This is a genomic window from Sediminibacterium sp. (assembly GCF_019264485.1).
Classification (GTDB): Bacteria; Bacteroidota; Bacteroidia; order Chitinophagales; family Chitinophagaceae; genus Sediminibacterium.
The window spans coordinates 85909-105682 of sequence record NZ_JAHVAA010000004.1 but is presented as its reverse complement, the minus strand read 5'-3'; the positions used below and the strand labels follow the sequence as shown (position 1 = coordinate 105682).

Here is a 19774-nt window from a genome sequence, read left to right as displayed (position 1 = left end):
CCTTGCTTTAAATATTATCATACCTAAAACTCGGTAATCATTTCTTTTTAAGCCGATTACGGGTATACTGCTTTATGTTTGTAGCAGTCAGTTCAGCAAGCAGCGCATTAAATAATGCTGCACGAATAATATAAACCATCTGTTATGAGAAACCTTTTAAGACTTCGTTACCTGATTTTTTTTGTTTTTGTTACAATCACTATACAAAGCGCTGCCCAAACTGCCACTAAAGCCAATGCAGTTGCACTGATAGACAGCTATATGTTCCAGGATGTAAAAGGAGGGATAAAAAAATTATTGGATCTGCAAAATAACCTCAATGCAGAGTTTAAACCAAGACGTGATGAAGTAGAGTCAATGACTACTAAACTCAATGAACTAAAAAAGCAGATTGATCAAAACCAGAATGTGAATGCGGCAAGACAGAAACTGGTTGATGATGCAGTAGCACTGGAAAATACGATCCGGAGAAAATCGGAAGATTATGACGGGCAATTAAAAAAACGCTATCAAACATTAATGTCGCCCCTGCAACAGCAGATTGGTATACATATGAAAACATGGTGTAGCCAAAAAAACTATATAGCACTGATAGACGTTTCTAAAGATAATAATGGGCTTATCCTTTGGATGAATGATGAGGAAGTGATTAACCTGACCAATGAACTGATCCGATACATTAATTCAGTTTTATAAGTATTGACACATATCAGGGAAATACTTTCATCAACCACACACAGACCCTATTTACTGCCGAAGGGAAACTGGTGGTATTACCAGGAGTGGAACCATGCTTTATTCCTGCATTGGCAGGTACCCTATGAATTACTGCGGCCTTATGTTCCTGCCAAACTACAGATAGACCGGTTTAAGGGCCAATGTTATATTTCATTGGTAGCATTTACCATGGAACATATCAGACCACGCTACCTGCCGGCTATAAAATTTATATCAGAATTTCATGAAGTAAATATCAGAACCTATGTGACTAACCAGGAGAAGCAAGGGGTTTATTTTCTGAGTATTGAAGCCGAAAAGTTTTTGTCGACCCATATTGCAAAAAGCTTATCAGGTTTACCCTATCAGAAAGCAACGATTAAAAGAACAGCACAAGAATACCATTGCTCAAATAAGGAGACCGGTAATTATTTCGATTGCTCTTTTGAATTGGGGAAAGAATTTCAGGACAAACCTTTATTACACCAATGGTTAACCGAACGTTACTGTTTATACCTGGAAGGTGGCAATAAATTGTATCGCTACGATATTCATCATAAAGAATGGATATTAAAAGAGGCCAGTATAAAAAGTGTAGCGCTGAATTATTCCGTAGGTAATATCCGGTTAACTGAAACACCGGATTTAGTTCATTATTCGGAAGGTGTTAAAGTGCTGTCATGGAAAAAGCAGGAGCTGGTGTAATAAAACCCGGCAGGATATGCCGGGCTAAAAACCAATCATTGAACAATAAGTAGCCTATATTAAAGTGATGAAAATTTAAGTCTTAAACTATTACTTACCACACTTACACTGCTGAGGGCCATTGCCGCACCAGCAATCATAGGGTTTAGTAAAAAACCATTGATAGGGAAAAGAAGACCCGCTGCAATGGGAATACCAATGAGGTTATAGATAAAAGCCCAGAATAAATTCTGTTTAATAGTAGCCACAGTAGTTTTTGAAAGACGGATGGCTTTTGGTATGCTGGTGAGGTCAGATGTAATAAGGGTCATTTTAGCTACATCCATAGCAATATCGCTTCCCTTACCCATTGCAATACTTACATCGGCAAGAGCCAACGCATGACTATCGTTAATACCATCACCCACCATGGCAACAGTTTTACCAGCCTGTTGCAGATTTTCAATAAATTCTCCTTTTTCAGATGGTAACACTTCTGCCCTGAATGTTTTTATACCCACTTCATCGGCAATGGCTTTAGCCGTTTGAGGATTGTCGCCTGTGAGCATATATACATCAATACCCAGTGCACTCAGTTCATCAATGGCCTGTTTGGAACTTGTTTTTATTTTATCGGTTATGGCAATAAGGGCTTTGGCTGTCTTATCTTCCGAAAAAAGAATAACAGTTTTTGCCTGTTGCTGTAAACTGGTTATATTTTTTTGTAAAACATCATCAATTGCTACTTTGTTTTCTTTCATCATTGAAGGACTACCAACAGCATACAGTCGTTCTTCATATACAGCCATGATACCTTTTCCGGTAATGCTTTCCACTTTTTCAACAGAGATTTTTTCTATATTTTCTTTGTCAAGAAAACGAACCACAGCTTCTGCCAGCGGGTGCTCAGACTGCGTTTCGATGGCAAGCAGTATGCTTTGTAATTTTTTTTCGTTTGTCCATTCTGAAAAAATCATATCACTCACTTCTGGTTTGCCTTCAGTGATAGTGCCTGTTTTATCTAATACGATCGCATTTATTTTGTGTGCCAGTTCAAGACTTTCAGCATCTTTTATCAGGATATTGTTTTCAGCGCCTTTTCCAATTCCAACCATGATAGCGGTAGGAGTGGCAAGTCCGAGAGCACAGGGGCAGGCAATCACCAGTACGGTAACAGCATTCATGAGCGCGTGGGTAAAAGCATTATCGGCACCGGAAAATGTCCAGGCCAAAAAAGTAATAACGGAAATACCAATTACAACGGGAACAAAAACACCGGCAATTTTATCTACCAGTTTTTGAACAGGAGCTTTACTTCCCTGTGCCTGTTCTACCATTCGTATAATCTGTGCCAGAAATGTTTCTGAGCCAATTTTTTCTGCCCTGAACCGAAAACTACCTTTTTGATTGATGGTGCCGGCGAATACTTTGTCATCAGCTTTTTTCTCAACGGGTACGGGTTCTCCGGTAATCATGCTCTCATCTACAAAAGAGCTACCGTTGATGACGGAGCCATCTACCGGAATTTTTTCGCCGGGCTTCACCAGTATGATTGCATTTTTTTCAACAGCAGCAACAGGTACTTCCATGGTTTCATCATTACTGAGCACAAGTGTAACCGTTTTAGGTTGCAGCCCGATCAGTTTTTTTATCGCAGAAGAAGTATTAGACTTTGCCCTTTCTTCCAATAATTTTCCAAGAGAGATAAATGCTATAATTACAGCCGCCGCTTCAAAATATACATGTGCATGAAGTCCACGGGCATGCCAGAACGAAGCAAAAAAGGTATTGAAACAACTGAAAAGCCAGGCAATACCTGTACTTAAAGCCACCAGCGTATCCATATTGGCTTTTCCGTGCTTGGCCTGTTTCCATGCAGTGATAAAAAAACTTTTACCAAAATAAAATATAACCGGGGTTGATAAAACCAGCATAATATAATTGGCATATGGTATATCCATAAAAAACATGCCTATTATAACTATCGGAACAGATAAAACAGAAGACCAGATGGTTCTTTGTTTGATAAATGCATAATGTTTTAGCTGCGCTTCTTCTTTAACCTGCTGTTGATTATCTTCTGTAATTACGATATCATATCCTATAGAGCGAATAGCTGTTTGAAATTTCTCAGGTCCGGTAACAGAAGGATCATAAGATACCCAGGCATCCTGGTTAGCAAAATTTACACCTGCATCTTTTACACCATCTACAGATTTCAATGTTGACTCTACACTTATTGCACATGCAGCACAGGTCATTTCAAGGACAGGGAAATTCTTTCTTACTATGGGCGCTTTTTCTGAATTTGGCTGATCGGTTTTCATGATGATCAATTTTTTACAAAAGTATTTTGGTCATCACCTGTTATCATTATATAATTCAGGGAAACCTGTATATAATTTACCTGATTGGTAACGAGTAGTGCTTCCTGAGCTGCGTTTAAAAACTACTTCATTAAGATTAATGGAGTCTTTACAGGCAACTCATTTTTTTGGTTTTCTTTTCATTCATATTATTTGTATAAAAAGAATAAGGTCTGCAGAGACAGCAGGGAAATGAACATGGTGATTTTAAGAATATAGGTATCTTTGAATTACTATGTCGAAACTCCTTCATATCAAAAACATGGTTTGTGACCGTTGTATAATGGTAGTGAAGGATGTGTTTATAAATGCTGGTCTGTCTTTTTCCGGTATTCAACTGGGTCAGGTTGAATTAAAAGAAGAACCAGACCCCCAACAACTCGAAATATTAAGAACCAGGTTACAGGAACTGGGCTTTGAGTTACTGGATGACAAGAAATCTAAAATTGTAGACCGCATTAAAACGGTGATTGTTTCCATGATTCATGGTAATTCAGATGAAGAGTTTAATCTTAAACTATCTGCCTTACTCGAGGAGAGACTGGGGGTTGATTACCATTATCTCAGCACACTTTTTTCTTCGGTGGAAGGGATTACAATAGAACGCTATGCTATACTTCAGCGTATTGAAAAAGTGAAAGAATTATTAATGTATGATGAGAAAAGCCTGAGTGAAATTGCCTATGAAATGGGTTACAGCAGTGTACAGCATCTCTCACAGCAGTTCAAAAAAATTACAGACCTTACCCCTTCTCATTTTAAACAGCTTAAGGAAAATAGAAGAAAACCGCTGGATAAAATCACAGACTAAAGGCTCGCTACTGGAAATTATATACATCCCTTCCATGATTATATAACAAAGACAGGTTCTCTCCATTCTAATTTTACATCATCATTCAGACGGGATATTCCGGAAGAATAATTAAATGTAGAAAAATGGAAGTTTTAAAGTTTAAAACAACAATTAAGTGTATGGGCTGTGTAACCAATGTTACCCCTTTCCTTAATAAGGTTGCCGGCGAAGACAACTGGGAAGTAGATATTCAGAATCCCGAAAAAATTCTTCAGGTAGAAGTAGAGCAGGATGTTACAGCTACTGATATCATCAAAGCAATACAAGAGGCCGGATATAAGGCAGAACCTGTTCAATAACAGGTTTTGCATTTTTACTCATTAACCAACCATTTACGATATGAAAAAGCTATTATTTTTTTACTTTTTGTTGATTGCCCAAATTGCTGTTGGGCAGGTGAAACACCTGAACCCGGTATTGAAAAATTACCTGGAAATAAAAAATGAACTGGTAAGCGGTAATACTGCCAACAGTAAAAAAGCAGCTGTTGCATTAAAGGAATTTACCGATGCAGCCAGTACTAAAAACATGGACACAGATGCATGGAAAGCCTTTAGTCAGGTAAAAGTGAAAATGTCGGATCATCTTTCTGCTTTCATTGCAGCAAAAGATATTCAGCAACAAAGAGAAATTTTTTCTGGATTATCTGATCTTATGATACAGTTGGCAAAATCAATATCAATAGGTGAAACCGAGTTGTATGTGGATTATTGTCCCATGAAAAAAGTGTTCTGGCTGAGTGCCGACAAAGCCATCCGAAACCCCTATTATGGAAATATGATGTTATCCTGTGGAAATATAAAGGAAACCATTAAACACTAAACTATGCTGCGTATCTGTCTTCTTTTTCTGCTGGCGATAAATGTTACTGCTATAAAAGCACAACATATGGCTGTTAGCAGTCAGGATCAGCGAATGCCTTTACTGATCAGAACAGGAGGCAAAATAGTATATCATTTATACGTAACAGATACGCTGGTGAATTATACCGGTAAGAAAGCAAAGGGCGTAGCCATTAATGGGAGTATTCCGGCACCTACATTGTATTTTACGGAAGGCGATAGCGCAGAAATTCATGTACACAACCTCATGCATATGGAAACTTCCATTCATTGGCATGGACTAATTCTTCCTAATGAACAGGATGGTGTTCCATACCTCACCACTGCTCCCATAAAAGAACACAGCACGCATATATTCAGGTTTCCGATCGTACAGCAGGGAACCTACTGGTATCACTCCCATACCATGTTGCAGGAGCAAAGCGGTATGTATGGCGCAATTGTGATACAGCCCAAACAATATTTGCCCGTAAACGAAGAAGTGGTATTACTGAGCGACTGGACAAATGAAAACCCGAATCAGGTAGAGCGGTCGCTGCATTATGCCACTGACTGGTACGCTATAAAAAAAGGAGCAACACAGAATTATTTTCAAGCCATCAAAGAAAAAAAATTGGGTGTAAAACTGGGGAATGAATGGAAGCGTATGATGGCCATGGATGTAAGTGATGTTTATTATGATGCCTTGTTTACCAATGGTAACATGGAAGAGATAAAAAAGAAATACAAGGCCGGGGATAAAATCAGGTTGCGGATCATCAATGGAAGTTCGTCAACTTATTTCTGGATTGGTTTTGGAGGTGGTAAAATGTCTGTTGTGGCCAATGATGGTGCAGCAGTGGAACCGGTGGAAGTAGACCGGATGATTATTGGCGTATCTGAAACCTATGATGTAATGGTTACATTGCCCGATACAGGAAGTTACGAATTACGTGCTACAGCAGAAGACAGAACCCGTGCCACATCTATGTGGCTGGGGGAAGGTGAAAAATTTCCTGCACCGGTTTTACCCCGACTTAAATATTTTGAAGGGATGAAGATGATGAATGGGATGATGAACATGGATGGCAGTATGAATGATATGGGTATGAAAATGAGCCTGCAGCAAATGGATATGAATATGGTTATGTATCCGGAAATTACCGATAGCAACCAGCAGATTACCACATTGAATTATGCCATGCTCAAAGCTCCGCATAAAACCACTCTACCACCCGGACCGTTCAGGGAGTTGAAATTTGAGTTAACGGGGAATATGAACAGGTATGTGTGGACGCTTAACAACAAAACCATTTCTGAATCGGATAAAATACTGATTAAGCAGGGAGAGAATATACGGATTGTGCTGATCAACAATTCTATGATGCGTCATCCTATGCATCTACATGGTCATTTTTTCAGAACATTGAATGGACAGGGTGAATATTCTCCCCTGAAAACAGTGTTGGATATTATGCCGATGGAGACTGATACGATTGAGTTTCACGCTTCTGAAAAATATGGCGACTGGTATTTTCACTGTCATATCCTTTATCATATGATGAGTGGAATGGGGCGAATATTTTCCTATGAAAACACACCACCTAATCTACAAATTCCAGATCCTAAAAAAGCACTGCGTAAAGTATATCGTGACGACCGGCGGTTTTACCTGGGCGCACAAATAGGTCTGGAAACGAATGGTTCCGATGGTGAAATCATGTATTCCAATACCCGTTGGATGATACAGAATGAATGGCGTTTGGGAACCAATCGTGAGCAGGGTTATGAAAATGAATTTCATATTGGCAGGCTGATTGGAAGAAACCAATGGTTTATGCCCTATATCGGATTCGACTGGCGTTACAGAAATCATGGTGAAGTTGAAAAAAATCTTTTTGGGCAGGTAAATACCAAAAATCAGCGAGGGGTTGTATGTTTTGGATTTCAATATACGATGCCCATGTTGATCAGGGCAGACGCACGTGTTGATACAGACGGAAAAATCAGGGTGCAGTTTGGAAGAGAAGATATGCCTTTAAGCAGCAGGCTAAGATTGAATTTTATGTGGAATACCGATAAAGAATATATGACCGGGTTCAGGTATATCCTTACCAAATACATGTCTCTCTCCACACATTACGACAGTGATATGGGTTTTGGGGCAGGCATATCTATAACGTATTAGTTTCAAATAAGACCCAATAGTAAAGCTTCTCTGTTTACAAAATTAATCAGACAGCAGGGGCGAAAGTATTCCTGCGGTTAATTATGAATGTTTAGTTTTCTTCTTCAGTGAAGATTTTCTGATCAGCAATTCAGATCTCACCACAATGGTTTGTGTGTGTTTAAGATTGGAAATACCTTTTAAATGATTGATGAGATTACGGGCGGCTATTTCACCTACATCAATACCGGGGTAATGAACGGTTGTAAGTTGGGGTTCAACAATTTTACTGATGGCATCATTGTTAAAGCCAACAATGGCAATATCTTCGGGAACGCGGATGCCATTTTCTTTCAGTGTTTTCATACACACCGCTGCCGAAAAATCGTTGGTGATAAAAGCGCCGTCCGGTAAGGGTTTCATCTTCAGTATTTCCATTGCTGCTTCACGCCCACCCTGTTCACTCAGGTCTTTAATCAGCACAAGGCTTTTGTCGAATGGTATATTGTTATCGCGCAGTGCATCTGTATAACCCTTATGTCTTTGCGCATATACATTTCGCTGGAGGCTGGCTGTAACAAGCACAATTCTTTTACAACCTTGCTCAATGAGGTGTTGTGTTGCTTCGTAGCCACATTTATGGTTATCTATAATGACTTTGGTATTCTCGCTCTTCTCTTCCACACGGTCAAAAAATACAACCGGAATGCCTTTATCGTTAAAAGCCTGGAAATGATCGAGGTTTTTGGTGTTGAAAGAAAGAGAAGCGATCAATCCGTCTACTCTCTTGTGAAAAAGGTTGAGTGCATTGGCAGCCTCTTTCTCATAACTTTCTGAAGAGTGGGCTATAATAATATCGTAACCCGATTCGGTTGTAATTTTTTCAATACCGGCCAGTACTGATGACATGAAGTTACTGTTCAGCTCATGCATCATGATACCGATCGTATTGGTTTTCTGTTTGCGGAGGTTACTGGCAAAATTATTATGTCGATAGCCCAGTTCCTTGGCGGCCGTCTGTATTTTCTTTTTGGTGTTTTTATTAATGGCCGGGTGATCCTGTAATCCACGACTCACCGTTGCTGAGGAGAGATTCAGATGTGCTGCAATATCATAAATCGTGGTCTCTTTTTTGGGCTTCATTTGCAATCGGTTGCGATAATAGTTGATCTAAAATACAATGTACAAAGTTTTCTTTTAAATATGATGCGGTTACAACTGAATAGGCAAGCAAATCTTGTCTCAATCAGCTCTTGAGCGTATGGTTCACAATGGTTTGATGTGCAACTGTGGAAATACAAAACTAAACCGGGAATGATTTTCTTGATAAAACAACTATAAAATACCATAGCAGGGAACAGACAAATCCTGTAGCTGAAACCATGTAAATGGCTTCCGGGGTTATTATTCGTTGATGTAAGGTTAAGTTTTGTAAAGAATGGGTTGAATAAGTTTCTTCTGGCGGAATTCTGTTCTACCAAAAGCGAATGCAGACCATCTACTCTAAGGACAGGTTTTCGATAAATGAAGCGTTCTTTTTTAATAAATTATCTCCAGGGTTGATAAATGGCTTAGAGCAGCCAGTCCGGTAGCTGAAAACCCCGATCCCGACCCGGAAAAGAGCCAATCAGGAAAGAAAAGGGGATTATTTTTAGAATTTTATGCAAGCGATTGCATTTTTTTCAAAAATTTATTTACATTAGTCAAACGAAAATCAAAAGCAAAACGGAGAAAAAGCTGTAAAAAGTCCTTATAACCCTTACTGATACTGTATTTCAAGCGCCAAACGAAAATCGGAAACGATAAAAATGAAATACGGGGCCGGTAGCCTGAAAGGGTAGTTATACAAGGAATAATTGTTTTTTTTACACTTTTGCAACGGATTGCATAAAAACTTTGTCTGACAAAGTTCTACGACCAATTGCTGCTATATGACGAATAGAATGAACTTGCCACTTTCTCTTCAGCGCATCGTGCACACACCTGTGTACGATTGCAGGGCAGTTCTGTTATCTCCCTCGCCTTACCAGCACAACATCAGCATCATATTACTCCTGATTACATCCCTGTTTTCTATACGGGACAGACATCCGTTTAAGTTCAACATACGCGACGGTTAGCTCAACGCTATTTATTACACACAATGATTATCTATTTATGTATACTTCTCAAAGCGATAAATTAAATATGAAAAAGCCTCTAAACAAAACAAAACAAATCTTACAGAGCTTGTTTCGCTTGAAAGCATGGGTGTTGACGGGAGTGATATTGTTGGGACTGCTTACAATAACAAACAATGCTTTAGCACAGACAAACACTGTGCGTGGCCGTGTAACCAATGCCACAGGAGAACCTGTAGTTGGTGCATCGGTACAGGTTAAGGGTACACAAACAGGTACCACTACCGATAATGCCGGTAATTTTACCATTGCGGCTGCACGTGGTGCAGTATTGGTAGTATCAAGTGTTAACTATGCTACATCTGAAATCAGTGTAGGTAATAACACCACCGTAAATGTTACCCTTGCTGCCTCAACAGATGAACTGAATGAAGTGGTGGTAATTGGTTACGGTACACAAAAGAAGAAAGATGTAACCGGATCTACCATTACCATTAAAAGTGAAGTGCTGAATGAAATTAAAGCACCAAATATCTTTAACCAGTTACAGGGTCGTGCTGCGGGTGTTGATATTGTAAGCAACAGCTCACAGATCGGCGCTGGTGGTGAAATCCGTATCCGTGGTAACCGTTCTATAACCGGTAACAACAACCCATTGATTGTGGTTGATGGTATGGTATATGGGGGTAGTGTAAATGACCTGAATCCTGAAAATATTTCTACGGTAGATATCTTAAAAGATGCATCTGCAACGGCTATCTACGGTTCACGTGGTGCAAATGGGGTAATCATTGTTACCACAAAACGTGGTACTTCAACTCAAAAACCAGTTACTACTTATAGTGGTTTTGTTGGTATAGTAAGTGCATTGGATACTTACAGGCTTTTTAATGGTGCAGAATATGCACAGTTTAAAGCAGATGCTGCAGTTGGTAACTCAACAGCTCCGAATGCCAGTTTATATGCACTTCGCCCCATTGAACAAACAAACCTTACTGCGGGTGTAAGTACGGACTGGCAGAAACTGCTGCTTACTACTGGTTTAAGAACCAGTCACGATTTAAGTGTTCGTGGCGGTAATGAAAGAACCCAATACTTTTTTGGCATGGGTTATTATAATGAAACAGGTATCATTCATGATCAGAAATTAGAACGTTATTCATTTAATGTAAACATTGATCATAAAGTATCAGACCGTATCAAAGTAGGTTTCTCAAGTTTCAGCACATTATTAAGATCAAACAGGCTGGGAACAAATGCTTATGGTTCAGCTACCCGTCTGGGGCCTCTATTCAAACCTTATAACGACGATGGTTCCATTAACTTTAAACCAGCCAGTTCACAAGGTGTTGATGATGCACAGATCAGTCCGCTTACTTCTATCGGCAATAATGATCTGATCAAAGCATTCCAGCGCAGGTACCAGGTTCAGCATAATTTCTATGCTGAAGTGGGCATTATTAAAGACCTGAAATTCAAATCAACTTTCGGTTTTGGATGGTCACAGTCATTTAACAGTAACTATAATGGTCCTAACACGGTATTTAATATCAATACCAATGTGGCAAACTCCGGTCTTAGCATAGCGAACTCTGAAGGATGGCAGTACACCATCAACAACTCTTTAGAGTACAACAAGAACATTGGAACCAAACATAAATTACAGGTACTCGCACTTCAGGAAGTTCAGAAAAATCATTTCAGAGCACAGCAGTTTAATGGTGTAGGCGTACCGGCCGATTTTATGCAGGACTATAACTGGCAGCAGGTAAATACAGTTACACCACAGGGTGGAAACTTTAGCGAGTCGGCAGTAGTGGGTTATATGGGTCGTGCCATTTATACTTTCGATAATAAATATAGTATTACTGCAACCGTAAGAACAGATGGTGCTTCTGTACTGTCTCCCGGAAACCAGTGGGTAACTTATCCGGCGGTTTCTGCAGGCTGGAACATGGATCGTGAGAAATTCATGGAGAATGTAAAATTTGTTTCCAGTCTGAAATTAAGAGCTGGTTATGGTATCAGTTCAAATGCAGGTATCAACCCTTACACTACATTAGGTAGTTTGGGAACCAGCTTCTATAATTATGGTCAGGGAACAACAGTGGGTACCAATTGGGTAAATGGTTATACCATTAATACAAGCCCCAACCCTAACCTTACCTGGGAAAAAACAGCGGGTCTGAATATTGGTGTTGACTTTTCTCTATTCAAAAACCGACTTTCCGGTACAATTGAATATTACAGCACTAAAACAACAGATATCCTGTTACAACGTCAATTACCACGTAGTAATGGTACCAACTCTATCTTAACAAACGTGGGTGGAACATCATCATATGGTATGGAGTTTACACTGAGCAGTGTGAATGTGCAGAATAAACGTGGTTTCAAATGGACTTCAGACCTGAACCTGTTCTTTAACAGAGAGCGTATTGATGCTTTACAGAATAATCTTTCACAGGATTTAGGTAATGGTTGGTTTGTAGGTCAGCCAGTAACTACCATCTTCGATTATAAAAAATTAGGTATCTGGCAAACCGGTGAAGCTACTCAGGCTGCAGTATATGGTGCAAAACCAGGTGATATTAAAATTGAAGACCGCAACAAAGACAATGCTATTACAGCAGCAGACAGACAAATCATAGGTAATTTCCAGCCAACATTAGTAGCTGGTTTAAGCAACCGTTTCGAGTATAAAAACTTCGATCTGAATATCGTGATGTTTGGTCGTTTTGGTCAGACAGTGGTTGCCGGTTATCTGGCAGCCGATGGTGGCGGAAATGGTTATCCATTCTTTATGAACAGTCGTGTAAACCAACATAAAGTAGACTACTGGACCCCAACCAATCCTAGTAATGATTTCCCTCAACCTGATGCAGGTGTAGATGGTCTGCCGTTTACTTCAACACTTACTTACAGAGATGGTTCTTTTATTAAGATCAGAACAATTGATCTGGGTTATACATTCTCAGCCAAATTCCTGGGTAAAACCGGTATCAATTCACTGAGAGCTTATGTATCTGCACAGAATCCATTCATCTTATGGTCGCCATTAGTAAGAGATGGGTTAGGTATTGATCCGGAAGGAAACCAGTCAAATACTGCGGTAGTTGGAACGCAGGGTGGCGGTGCCGCCTCTGTACCACAACGTGCAGTTACCGTGGGTATGGGTGTTCCTCCAACACGTCAGATCATTTTTGGAATTAATGTGAGATTTTAATTATTAAAACCTATTTCAATGAGACATAAAATTTTAAAATACAGCCTTTTCCTTGGCATTATACTTTTTACAGCCAGTGGTTGTAAAAAGTTACTGGAGGAGCAACCCAGAACAGGTTTTACACCTTCATTCTTCACAACAAATGATGGTATTCAGGGTGCGATATCTGGTATTTATTCCAGCTTCAGAGGACAGTGGGCCACGCAGATATGGACCCAGTTATTCAACAGTGGAACAGATGAAAGCCTCCGTGGAGGTTCTGTAGATAACGGAGCAGTACACTGGTTTGTGTACAATAACCCGGTAATCAGAAGTAATACCAATAACTACGAAGGTTTCTGGAATACTTTATTTATTGATATCAATACAGCCAATGGTGTACTGGAATATGGAGCGAATGCCAATATTCCGGCAGCAACAAAAACACAGTTACTGGCACAGGCAAAATTCCTGCGTGGTTTCTGTTATTTCTATCTGGTAACTACATTCGGACAAGTGCCTTTGCACACAACGTTTAGTTCATCGGCATCTGCTGCCGATGCACCGGCACCTTTGGCCGATTTGTATGCGCAAATCATCAAAGACTTTACCGAAGCTGCTGCAGACTTACCAAATACACCTGCACCAGGAACCGGTAAACCTGCTACCAAATCAACAGCGCTGTTTCTCTTATCAAAAACCTATTTGTGGAGAGGCTGGTCAACTGCTGCACAGGCAAATGATAACCAGCAGGCATATACCATTGCAAAAAGTATCATTGATAACAAAGCTACTTATGGATTAGATCTTACACCTTATTTCGGTAATGCCTTCAGAGAAGGTAATGAGTATGGTCCGGAAGTATTGATGGTAATTGATCATACCAAAGACCTTAAGTTTGGTCAGAACTCTGCTGTAGGAGCAGGAGCAACCAGCTTTAGTGAGAACAAATCTAATTTCTTCTGGAAACCGAACTATCCAACTATTCCTGCCAACTGGCCAACCAATTCTGGCGCCAACGTAACCGTGCGTGATACCAGAAACGGCCGTCCTTTCGTACGTCTCAGACCCAATACAAAATATGTAATGGATGTAGCATTTGCGAACAGGGCAACAGACTCCCGTTACGATGGAACTTTCCAAACAGTATGGTTATCGAATAGTACAGCAGAATCTGCAAATGGTACAACGGGTGCTACTACACCAAGAGGAACACTGATTAATGGTGTGGATACGGCTATCTGGATGGCTGACAGAGTGGTAACATCAACAGAGAGAGCAAGGTTTAAAGGAATTATTTTTGAACCAGATCATATTCCGGCTTCAACTGTAAAATATACAGCAGCATACTTCCCAAGCGTAAGAAAATTTGATGATTCTACCAGAGGTCATATGAACGATTATTCAGACAGGCCTTATATCCTCTTCCGTTTTGCAGAAGTGTACCTCATTGCAGCAGAAGCAGCTTTAAGAGGTGGTGCTACCTTACAGGATGCTGCCAATATGATTAATGTACTCAGAACAAGAGCTGCATTGAAAATTGGACAGACACCTGCTGAATATGCAGCCGCAGTGGTAGCGCAGCAAATTACAGCAGCTCAGGTTACACTCGACTTCCTGCTGGATGAGAGAACCAGAGAACTCTATGCGGAAGACTGTCGCTGGTGGGATCTGGCACGAACCAAGAAACTGGTTGAAAGGGTACAACTGCACAATGCTGAAGCAGCAGCTGGTGTTCAGCCATTCAATATGTTGAGGCCGATTCCGCAATCGCAGATTGACCTTGTAACAGAAGGACCTAAATATCCGCAGAACACAGGATATTAAGATTTTCATATGTAAGCAAAAATGAAAACCGGTGTGATGCGAATCCCCGGTTTTCTTTTTAATAAAACAGCTGGACAACATATGATGATTCACCAACGGACTATTGTTTGTTGAAAAATGAATTAGTACCTTTTATCGGGCATAGGGCCGGTATTACATGAAAAACAGTTTGACTATTACACGGAACGCAATATGAAACACGCTTTCAAAATTTTATTCTTTTTTCTGTTTTCAGTAAGCTGTAATTCAACCCAGCAGCAATTGGATGAGCCTAAAGGAGAAAATAACCTGGCCTATAAATGGGGACGCATTGCATTGGAAGCAACGGCAAACGATACAGAGAAATTCAGGCCACGCCCCACCGTAACAGCACGAATGCTGGCATTGGTGCAAACGGCCATTTTTGATGCATGGTCGAGATATGATGCCACTGCCATTCCTGTTTACCTTAAAAATGTGGAACGTGTTCCCGAAACAGAAAGAACACTAAAAAATAAAGAAAAGGCCATCAGCTATGCAGCATACCGCAGCATGCTCACTTATTTTTTTTCAGACTCACTGATGCTGAAAAATAAGATGAAAGAGTTGGGTTTTGATCCTGCTAATCATTCACTCGACCCCACTACACCGGAAGGTATTGGCAACCTTGCAGCTAAAACCATTACTGAAGCAAGACTGAATGATGGCTCTAATCAATCAGGTACTATGGCAGGATCGAATGGAAATGTTTATTCAGACTATACCGCCTACCAACCCGTTAACAGCGCCGATACTTTACGCGACATCAAACGCTGGCAACCCAAATATTTTGCTGATGGTAAAGGCGGCAAATTTGCACCAGCCTGTTTAACACCACACTGGGGTAATGTAAAACCCCTGCTGCTTGATTCGGGAAGTCAGTTCAGAAGTCCGGCACCGCCGGCCATCGGATCAGCACAATTGGAAAAAGAAATAAAAGAAGTAGTAGAACTGCAGGCTGCATTATCAGACAGCCAGAAAGCATTGGTAGAATTTATGCGCGACGGACCAAAATCTGTTCAGCAGGCAGGGCATTGGCTCATGTTTGCACAGGACGTATCAGTAAGAGATAAACATACACTCGATCAGGATGTGAAAATGTATTTTGCAGTAGAAGCTGCAGCAATGGATGGATTTATAGCCTGTTGGGATACTAAAATGAAATATGACTATGCACGCCCCTATTCATTGGTACATTACTATTATAAAGACAAAAAAATAAAAGGCTGGGGTGGTCCTGGCAAAGGAATGATTGAAATGTTGGGTCAGGAATGGAGACCCTATTCTCCCGAAACTTTTTTGTGTCCGCCTTTCCCGAGTTATGTATCAGGACACAGTACCATTAGTGGCGCCTGCGCAGAAATATTAAGACTGTTTACAGGTAACGACAAATTTGGTGCAACCATAAAAAGAGTGGCAGGCGCAATGACCGAACCCGATCATACAGGAGCAGAAATAACACTGAATTTTCCAACTTTTACTGCAACAGCCGAAATGGCAGGTATATCAAGGGTTTTAGGTGGATACCATATACAATGTGAAAACCTGGAGGGTTTAAAAATGGGGAGAAACGTAGCGGCTGCAGTATGGGAAAAATACCTCTATCACACAAATGGAAAATAGAAGTAGTATTAAAAATACGCGTATGTTAAAAAGGATTGCTTTTGCACTTTCATTCTTAAGTGCAGCCACACTGTTTTGTGTACTGATGCCGGCCTGTAAGAGTAACCCGGCTAAAACAGAAGACCCGGTATTTAAAAAAATTGCATCGGCTGAAAGCGGTATCACATTTACCAACAGGTTGGATGAGAATTACCAGAAAAATTATTTCGACACATTCGCCTATGTTTACAATGGTGCAGGTGTGGCAACCGGTGATTTTAACAACGATGGACTGATGGATATCTATTTCACAGGTAATGAAGTAGCCAACAAACTTTATCTCAATAAAGGAGGAATGAAATTTTCCGATATCAGTCAATCAGCAGGAGTTGAAGGAACCACTGGTTGGGATAATGGCGTTACGCTGGTAGACATTAACAACGATGGCTGGCTCGATATATACGTATGCAAAGGCGGCACCACAAAAGAAACCGAGGCTGAAAGAAGAAATCTTTTATACATCAACCAGGGTAATCTCACTTTTAAAGAAGAAGCAAAGCAGTACGGACTGGATGATCCGGGCTATTCTATTCATGCGGCGTTTTTCGATATGGATAATGATAATGACCTGGATATGTATTTAACCAATCGTCCACAGGATTTTTATTTAGGCTTATCTCAAATGGTAGCAGGAAAAAGAACCCCACCTGATTATGCAAGAGATAAATTGTACAGAAACGATAATAGGAAATTTACAGAGATTGGAAAACAGGCGGGCATCAATCACAATTTTGGTTATGCATTGTCTGTAGTTACATCTGACCTTAACAACGACGGGTACACAGATATTTTTGTGTCGAATGATTATGCTGATAATGACTATATCTATATCAACCAGCGAAACGGAACATTTAAAGATGAAGTAAAAACAATGACCAACCACCTGTCATTGTTTTCCATGGGTGCAGATATTGCCGACATCAATAACGACGGCCTCGAAGATATTCTGGTAATGGAAATGCTTCCTGAAAACTATAAGCGTTCAAAAGTATCGATGCCGAGAATGGATGTAGAAGGTTTCTGGGCTATTGTAGACAGTGGTTTTCATAAACAATACATGCATAATGCCCTGCACCTGAACCATGGAAATGGATTTTTTAGTGATGTATCGCAAATGGCAGGCATTTCTAAAACAGAATGGAGCTGGTCAACACTGGCAGCCGATTTCGATAATGATGGACAGAGAGACATTTTTGTAGCCAATGGTTACAGAAGAGATTTATTCGATGGCGACATACAGCAGAAACAGGATATGTATATCCAGGCAAACGCACATAAGTACAGCTCATCTGCTGAAATGTTTGAAAAAGGGTTTAAAGAATACATGGATATCTATAGTCCTATCAAAGCAAGAAATTATCTTTTTAAAAACAAAGGAGACCTTCAGTTTGAAAATGTATCAGAAGCCTGGGGTTTTAAAGACAGCACTTTTTCAAACGGTGCAGCAGTAGCTGATTTTGATAATGATGGCGATCTGGACATGATCATCAATAACCTTGACGGTGAGTCAGACCTGTATGAAAATATAGTCAACAACAAAAACAATTATCTCCGTATAAAACTGGAAGGGCCAGAGAAAAACAGGGATGGTATAGGGGCAAAACTGGCGCTTTATTACGATGGAAAAATGCAACAGTTTTTTCAGCAAAAACTGGTAAGAGGTTATTTATCTACCAATGAGCCGGCGGTACATTTTGGTTTGGGTAAAACAGCAAAACTAGACAGCATAGTGGTTGTATGGCCCGATGGGAAATCGAACAGCGTAAAAAATATCACAACCAATCAGGTACTAAAAGTAAATTATAAAGAAGCGGTGTCAGGTATTAATTATATGCCTGTATATAATCCTTTGTTTGTGGAAACAACGGATCAGATTTTGTCGGCACCCTTTCTTCACAAAGAAAATAAATACGATGAGTATGTAGATCAGGTCTTGTTACCACATGAATTCAGCCGCAGCGGGCCCTTTGTAACAACAGCAGATGTGAATGGAGACGGAATGGATGATTTTTATATCGGAGGAGCAAAAGACCAGTCCGGCGTTTTATATATACAACAAAACGGAAAATTTACACCCAGAACCATCGCTGCTTTTGAAGCAGATAAAAAATATGAAGATATGGGAGCTGCATTTTTCGATGCAGATAAAGATGGCGATATGGATCTATATGTGGTAAGTGGTGGAAGTGAATTCGATGAAGGTTCACCTATGTACCAGGACAGGCTTTACCTCAACGACGGTAAGGGTAATTTTTCGAAAGCCAATCTGTCAATACCGGTAACAGCCAGCAGTGGCTCCTGTGTTGCTGTTTTTGATATGGATGCAGATGGCGACCTGGATATTTTCAGGGGAGGAGAAGTATTGCCCCATAAATACCCGCAGGCGCCGCAGAGTTATTTACTGGTAAATGATAAAGGAACTTTTGTAGACAGAACATCAGACATAGCACCTGAACTGAGCAGAGTGGGTATGGTAAAATCGGCTCTCTGGACCGATCTGAATGGCGATAAACGTGCAGAACTGGTAATAGCCGGTGAATGGATGCCCATAAAAGTATTTGAATACAAAAAAGGAAAAATGAAGGATCAGTCTTCATCATACGGTTTACAACAAACTGAAGGCTGGTGGGATAAACTGGTAGCTGATGACATAGATGGTGATGGTGATATGGATCTGGTAGCAGGCAATCTGGGAGAGAATTATAAATTCAAAGCATCAGAAAAAAAACCATTTGAAGTATGGGCCAAAGATTTCGATGGAAATGGCACCAACGATATTTTTCTGGCCCGCCACCTGAACGATAATACCATTGTACCAATTCGTGGGCGGGAATGTACCTCGCAACAGTGCCCGATGATTGCACAGAAATTTCCTACTTATTTATCATTTGCTGAAAGCGATATATCGGGAATATTGGGAGAAGAAGAAATGAAAACAGCCCTGCATCACCAGGCGCATCTATTTTCAACGGTTGTATTTATAAATGATAAGGGAAAATTCATCTCTAAAAGATTGCCAACAGAAGCCCAGCTTTCAACGGTTAACGGAATCATAGTAAAAGATTTTGATGGCGACGGTAAAAAAGACATACTTCTGGCTGGTAATAAATTTGATGTAGAAGTAGAGACAACACCAGCAGATGCATCACCTGGTTTATTCCTTAAAGGATTGGGTGACATGAATTTCAAACCGTATAAGCCGATGGAAAGTGGCTTTTTTGCACCGTATAATGTAAAAGATATTCAACCGATAAAATTAGCCAATGGCTCAGGCATATTGGTAAGCGCTAATAACGACCGCCTGAGAATTTTTGCTACTAAAAAATAAGGGAGA

General features: G+C 40.2%; 12 protein-coding genes. 10 read left to right on the top strand and 2 right to left on the bottom strand.

The window, feature by feature from the left end:
- The first annotated feature begins 144 nt into the window (after positions 1–144).
- Both KXJ59_RS01890 and KXJ59_RS01885 read left to right on the top strand, forming a co-directional pair.
- A complete protein-coding gene (locus KXJ59_RS01890; RefSeq protein WP_295200511.1) occupies positions 145–696 on the top strand; it encodes an OmpH family outer membrane protein in 552 nt (183 codons plus the stop codon).
- Between the two features lie 3 nt (positions 697–699).
- Positions 700–1422 (top strand): DUF2071 domain-containing protein, encoded by a 723-nt coding sequence (locus KXJ59_RS01885; RefSeq protein ID WP_295200509.1) that lies wholly within the window; start codon positions 700–702, stop codon positions 1420–1422.
- A gap of 59 nt (positions 1423–1481) precedes the next feature.
- Here the strand turns inward: KXJ59_RS01885 and KXJ59_RS01880 are convergent, their stop codons facing one another.
- On the bottom strand, positions 1482–3728 hold the full coding sequence (locus KXJ59_RS01880; RefSeq protein ID WP_295200506.1) for a heavy metal translocating P-type ATPase: 2247 nt from the start codon (positions 3726–3728) through the stop codon (positions 1482–1484).
- Positions 3729–4002: 274 nt separating this feature from the next.
- On the opposite strand from KXJ59_RS01880, the gene KXJ59_RS01875 reads away from it, so the two are divergent.
- The 4 genes from KXJ59_RS01875 (at position 4003) to KXJ59_RS01860 (ending at position 7629) form a co-directional block, all read left to right on the top strand.
- Complete coding sequence (locus KXJ59_RS01875) at positions 4003–4578, top strand: AraC family transcriptional regulator (protein WP_295200503.1); 576 nt, start codon at positions 4003–4005, stop codon at positions 4576–4578.
- A 125-nt stretch (positions 4579–4703) separates the two neighbouring features.
- Positions 4704–4919 (top strand): heavy-metal-associated domain-containing protein, encoded by a 216-nt coding sequence (locus tag KXJ59_RS01870; RefSeq protein ID WP_295200501.1) that lies wholly within the window; start codon positions 4704–4706, stop codon positions 4917–4919.
- Between the two features lie 40 nt (positions 4920–4959).
- Positions 4960–5442 (top strand): DUF3347 domain-containing protein, encoded by a 483-nt coding sequence (locus tag KXJ59_RS01865; RefSeq protein ID WP_295200498.1) that lies wholly within the window; start codon positions 4960–4962, stop codon positions 5440–5442.
- A 3-nt stretch (positions 5443–5445) separates the two neighbouring features.
- Entirely contained in the window at positions 5446–7629 is a 2184-nt protein-coding gene (locus tag KXJ59_RS01860) for a multicopper oxidase domain-containing protein (RefSeq protein ID WP_295200496.1), read from the top strand.
- A gap of 81 nt (positions 7630–7710) precedes the next feature.
- Here KXJ59_RS01860 and KXJ59_RS01855 read toward each other — a convergent pair whose 3' ends face one another.
- Positions 7711–8751, bottom strand: coding sequence for a LacI family DNA-binding transcriptional regulator (locus tag KXJ59_RS01855; RefSeq protein WP_295200494.1), 1041 nt, complete (start codon positions 8749–8751; stop codon positions 7711–7713).
- A 1044-nt stretch (positions 8752–9795) separates the two neighbouring features.
- On the opposite strand from KXJ59_RS01855, the gene KXJ59_RS01850 reads away from it, so the two are divergent.
- The 4 genes from KXJ59_RS01850 (at position 9796) to KXJ59_RS01835 (ending at position 19768) form a co-directional block, all read left to right on the top strand.
- Entirely contained in the window at positions 9796–12954 is a 3159-nt protein-coding gene (locus tag KXJ59_RS01850; protein ID WP_295200492.1) for a TonB-dependent receptor, read from the top strand.
- An 18-nt stretch (positions 12955–12972) separates the two neighbouring features.
- On the top strand, positions 12973–14760 hold the full coding sequence (locus tag KXJ59_RS01845; RefSeq protein WP_295200490.1) for a RagB/SusD family nutrient uptake outer membrane protein: 1788 nt from the start codon (positions 12973–12975) through the stop codon (positions 14758–14760).
- A 192-nt stretch (positions 14761–14952) separates the two neighbouring features.
- Positions 14953–16401 (top strand): vanadium-dependent haloperoxidase, encoded by a 1449-nt coding sequence (locus KXJ59_RS01840; protein ID WP_295200489.1) that lies wholly within the window; start codon positions 14953–14955, stop codon positions 16399–16401.
- Between the two features lie 22 nt (positions 16402–16423).
- Entirely contained in the window at positions 16424–19768 is a 3345-nt protein-coding gene (locus KXJ59_RS01835) for a VCBS repeat-containing protein (protein ID WP_295200488.1), read from the top strand.
- The last annotated feature ends 6 nt before the right edge of the window (positions 19769–19774 follow it).

Coding starts and splice junctions, on each gene's coding strand:
- KXJ59_RS01845 (WP_295200490.1), top strand. CDS start 12,973: ATGAGACATAAAATTTTAAAATACAGCCTTTTCCTTGGCATTATACTT.
- KXJ59_RS01880 (WP_295200506.1), bottom strand. CDS start 3,728: ATGAAAACCGATCAGCCAAATTCAGAAAAAGCGCCCATAGTAAGAAAG.
- KXJ59_RS01835 (WP_295200488.1), top strand. CDS start 16,424: ATGTTAAAAAGGATTGCTTTTGCACTTTCATTCTTAAGTGCAGCCACA.
- KXJ59_RS01865 (WP_295200498.1), top strand. CDS start 4,960: ATGAAAAAGCTATTATTTTTTTACTTTTTGTTGATTGCCCAAATTGCT.
- KXJ59_RS01890 (WP_295200511.1), top strand. CDS start 145: ATGAGAAACCTTTTAAGACTTCGTTACCTGATTTTTTTTGTTTTTGTT.
- KXJ59_RS01870 (WP_295200501.1), top strand. CDS start 4,704: ATGGAAGTTTTAAAGTTTAAAACAACAATTAAGTGTATGGGCTGTGTA.
- KXJ59_RS01875 (WP_295200503.1), top strand. CDS start 4,003: ATGTCGAAACTCCTTCATATCAAAAACATGGTTTGTGACCGTTGTATA.
- KXJ59_RS01860 (WP_295200496.1), top strand. CDS start 5,446: ATGCTGCGTATCTGTCTTCTTTTTCTGCTGGCGATAAATGTTACTGCT.
- KXJ59_RS01850 (WP_295200492.1), top strand. CDS start 9,796: ATGAAAAAGCCTCTAAACAAAACAAAACAAATCTTACAGAGCTTGTTT.
- KXJ59_RS01840 (WP_295200489.1), top strand. CDS start 14,953: ATGAAACACGCTTTCAAAATTTTATTCTTTTTTCTGTTTTCAGTAAGC.
- KXJ59_RS01855 (WP_295200494.1), bottom strand. CDS start 8,751: ATGAAGCCCAAAAAAGAGACCACGATTTATGATATTGCAGCACATCTG.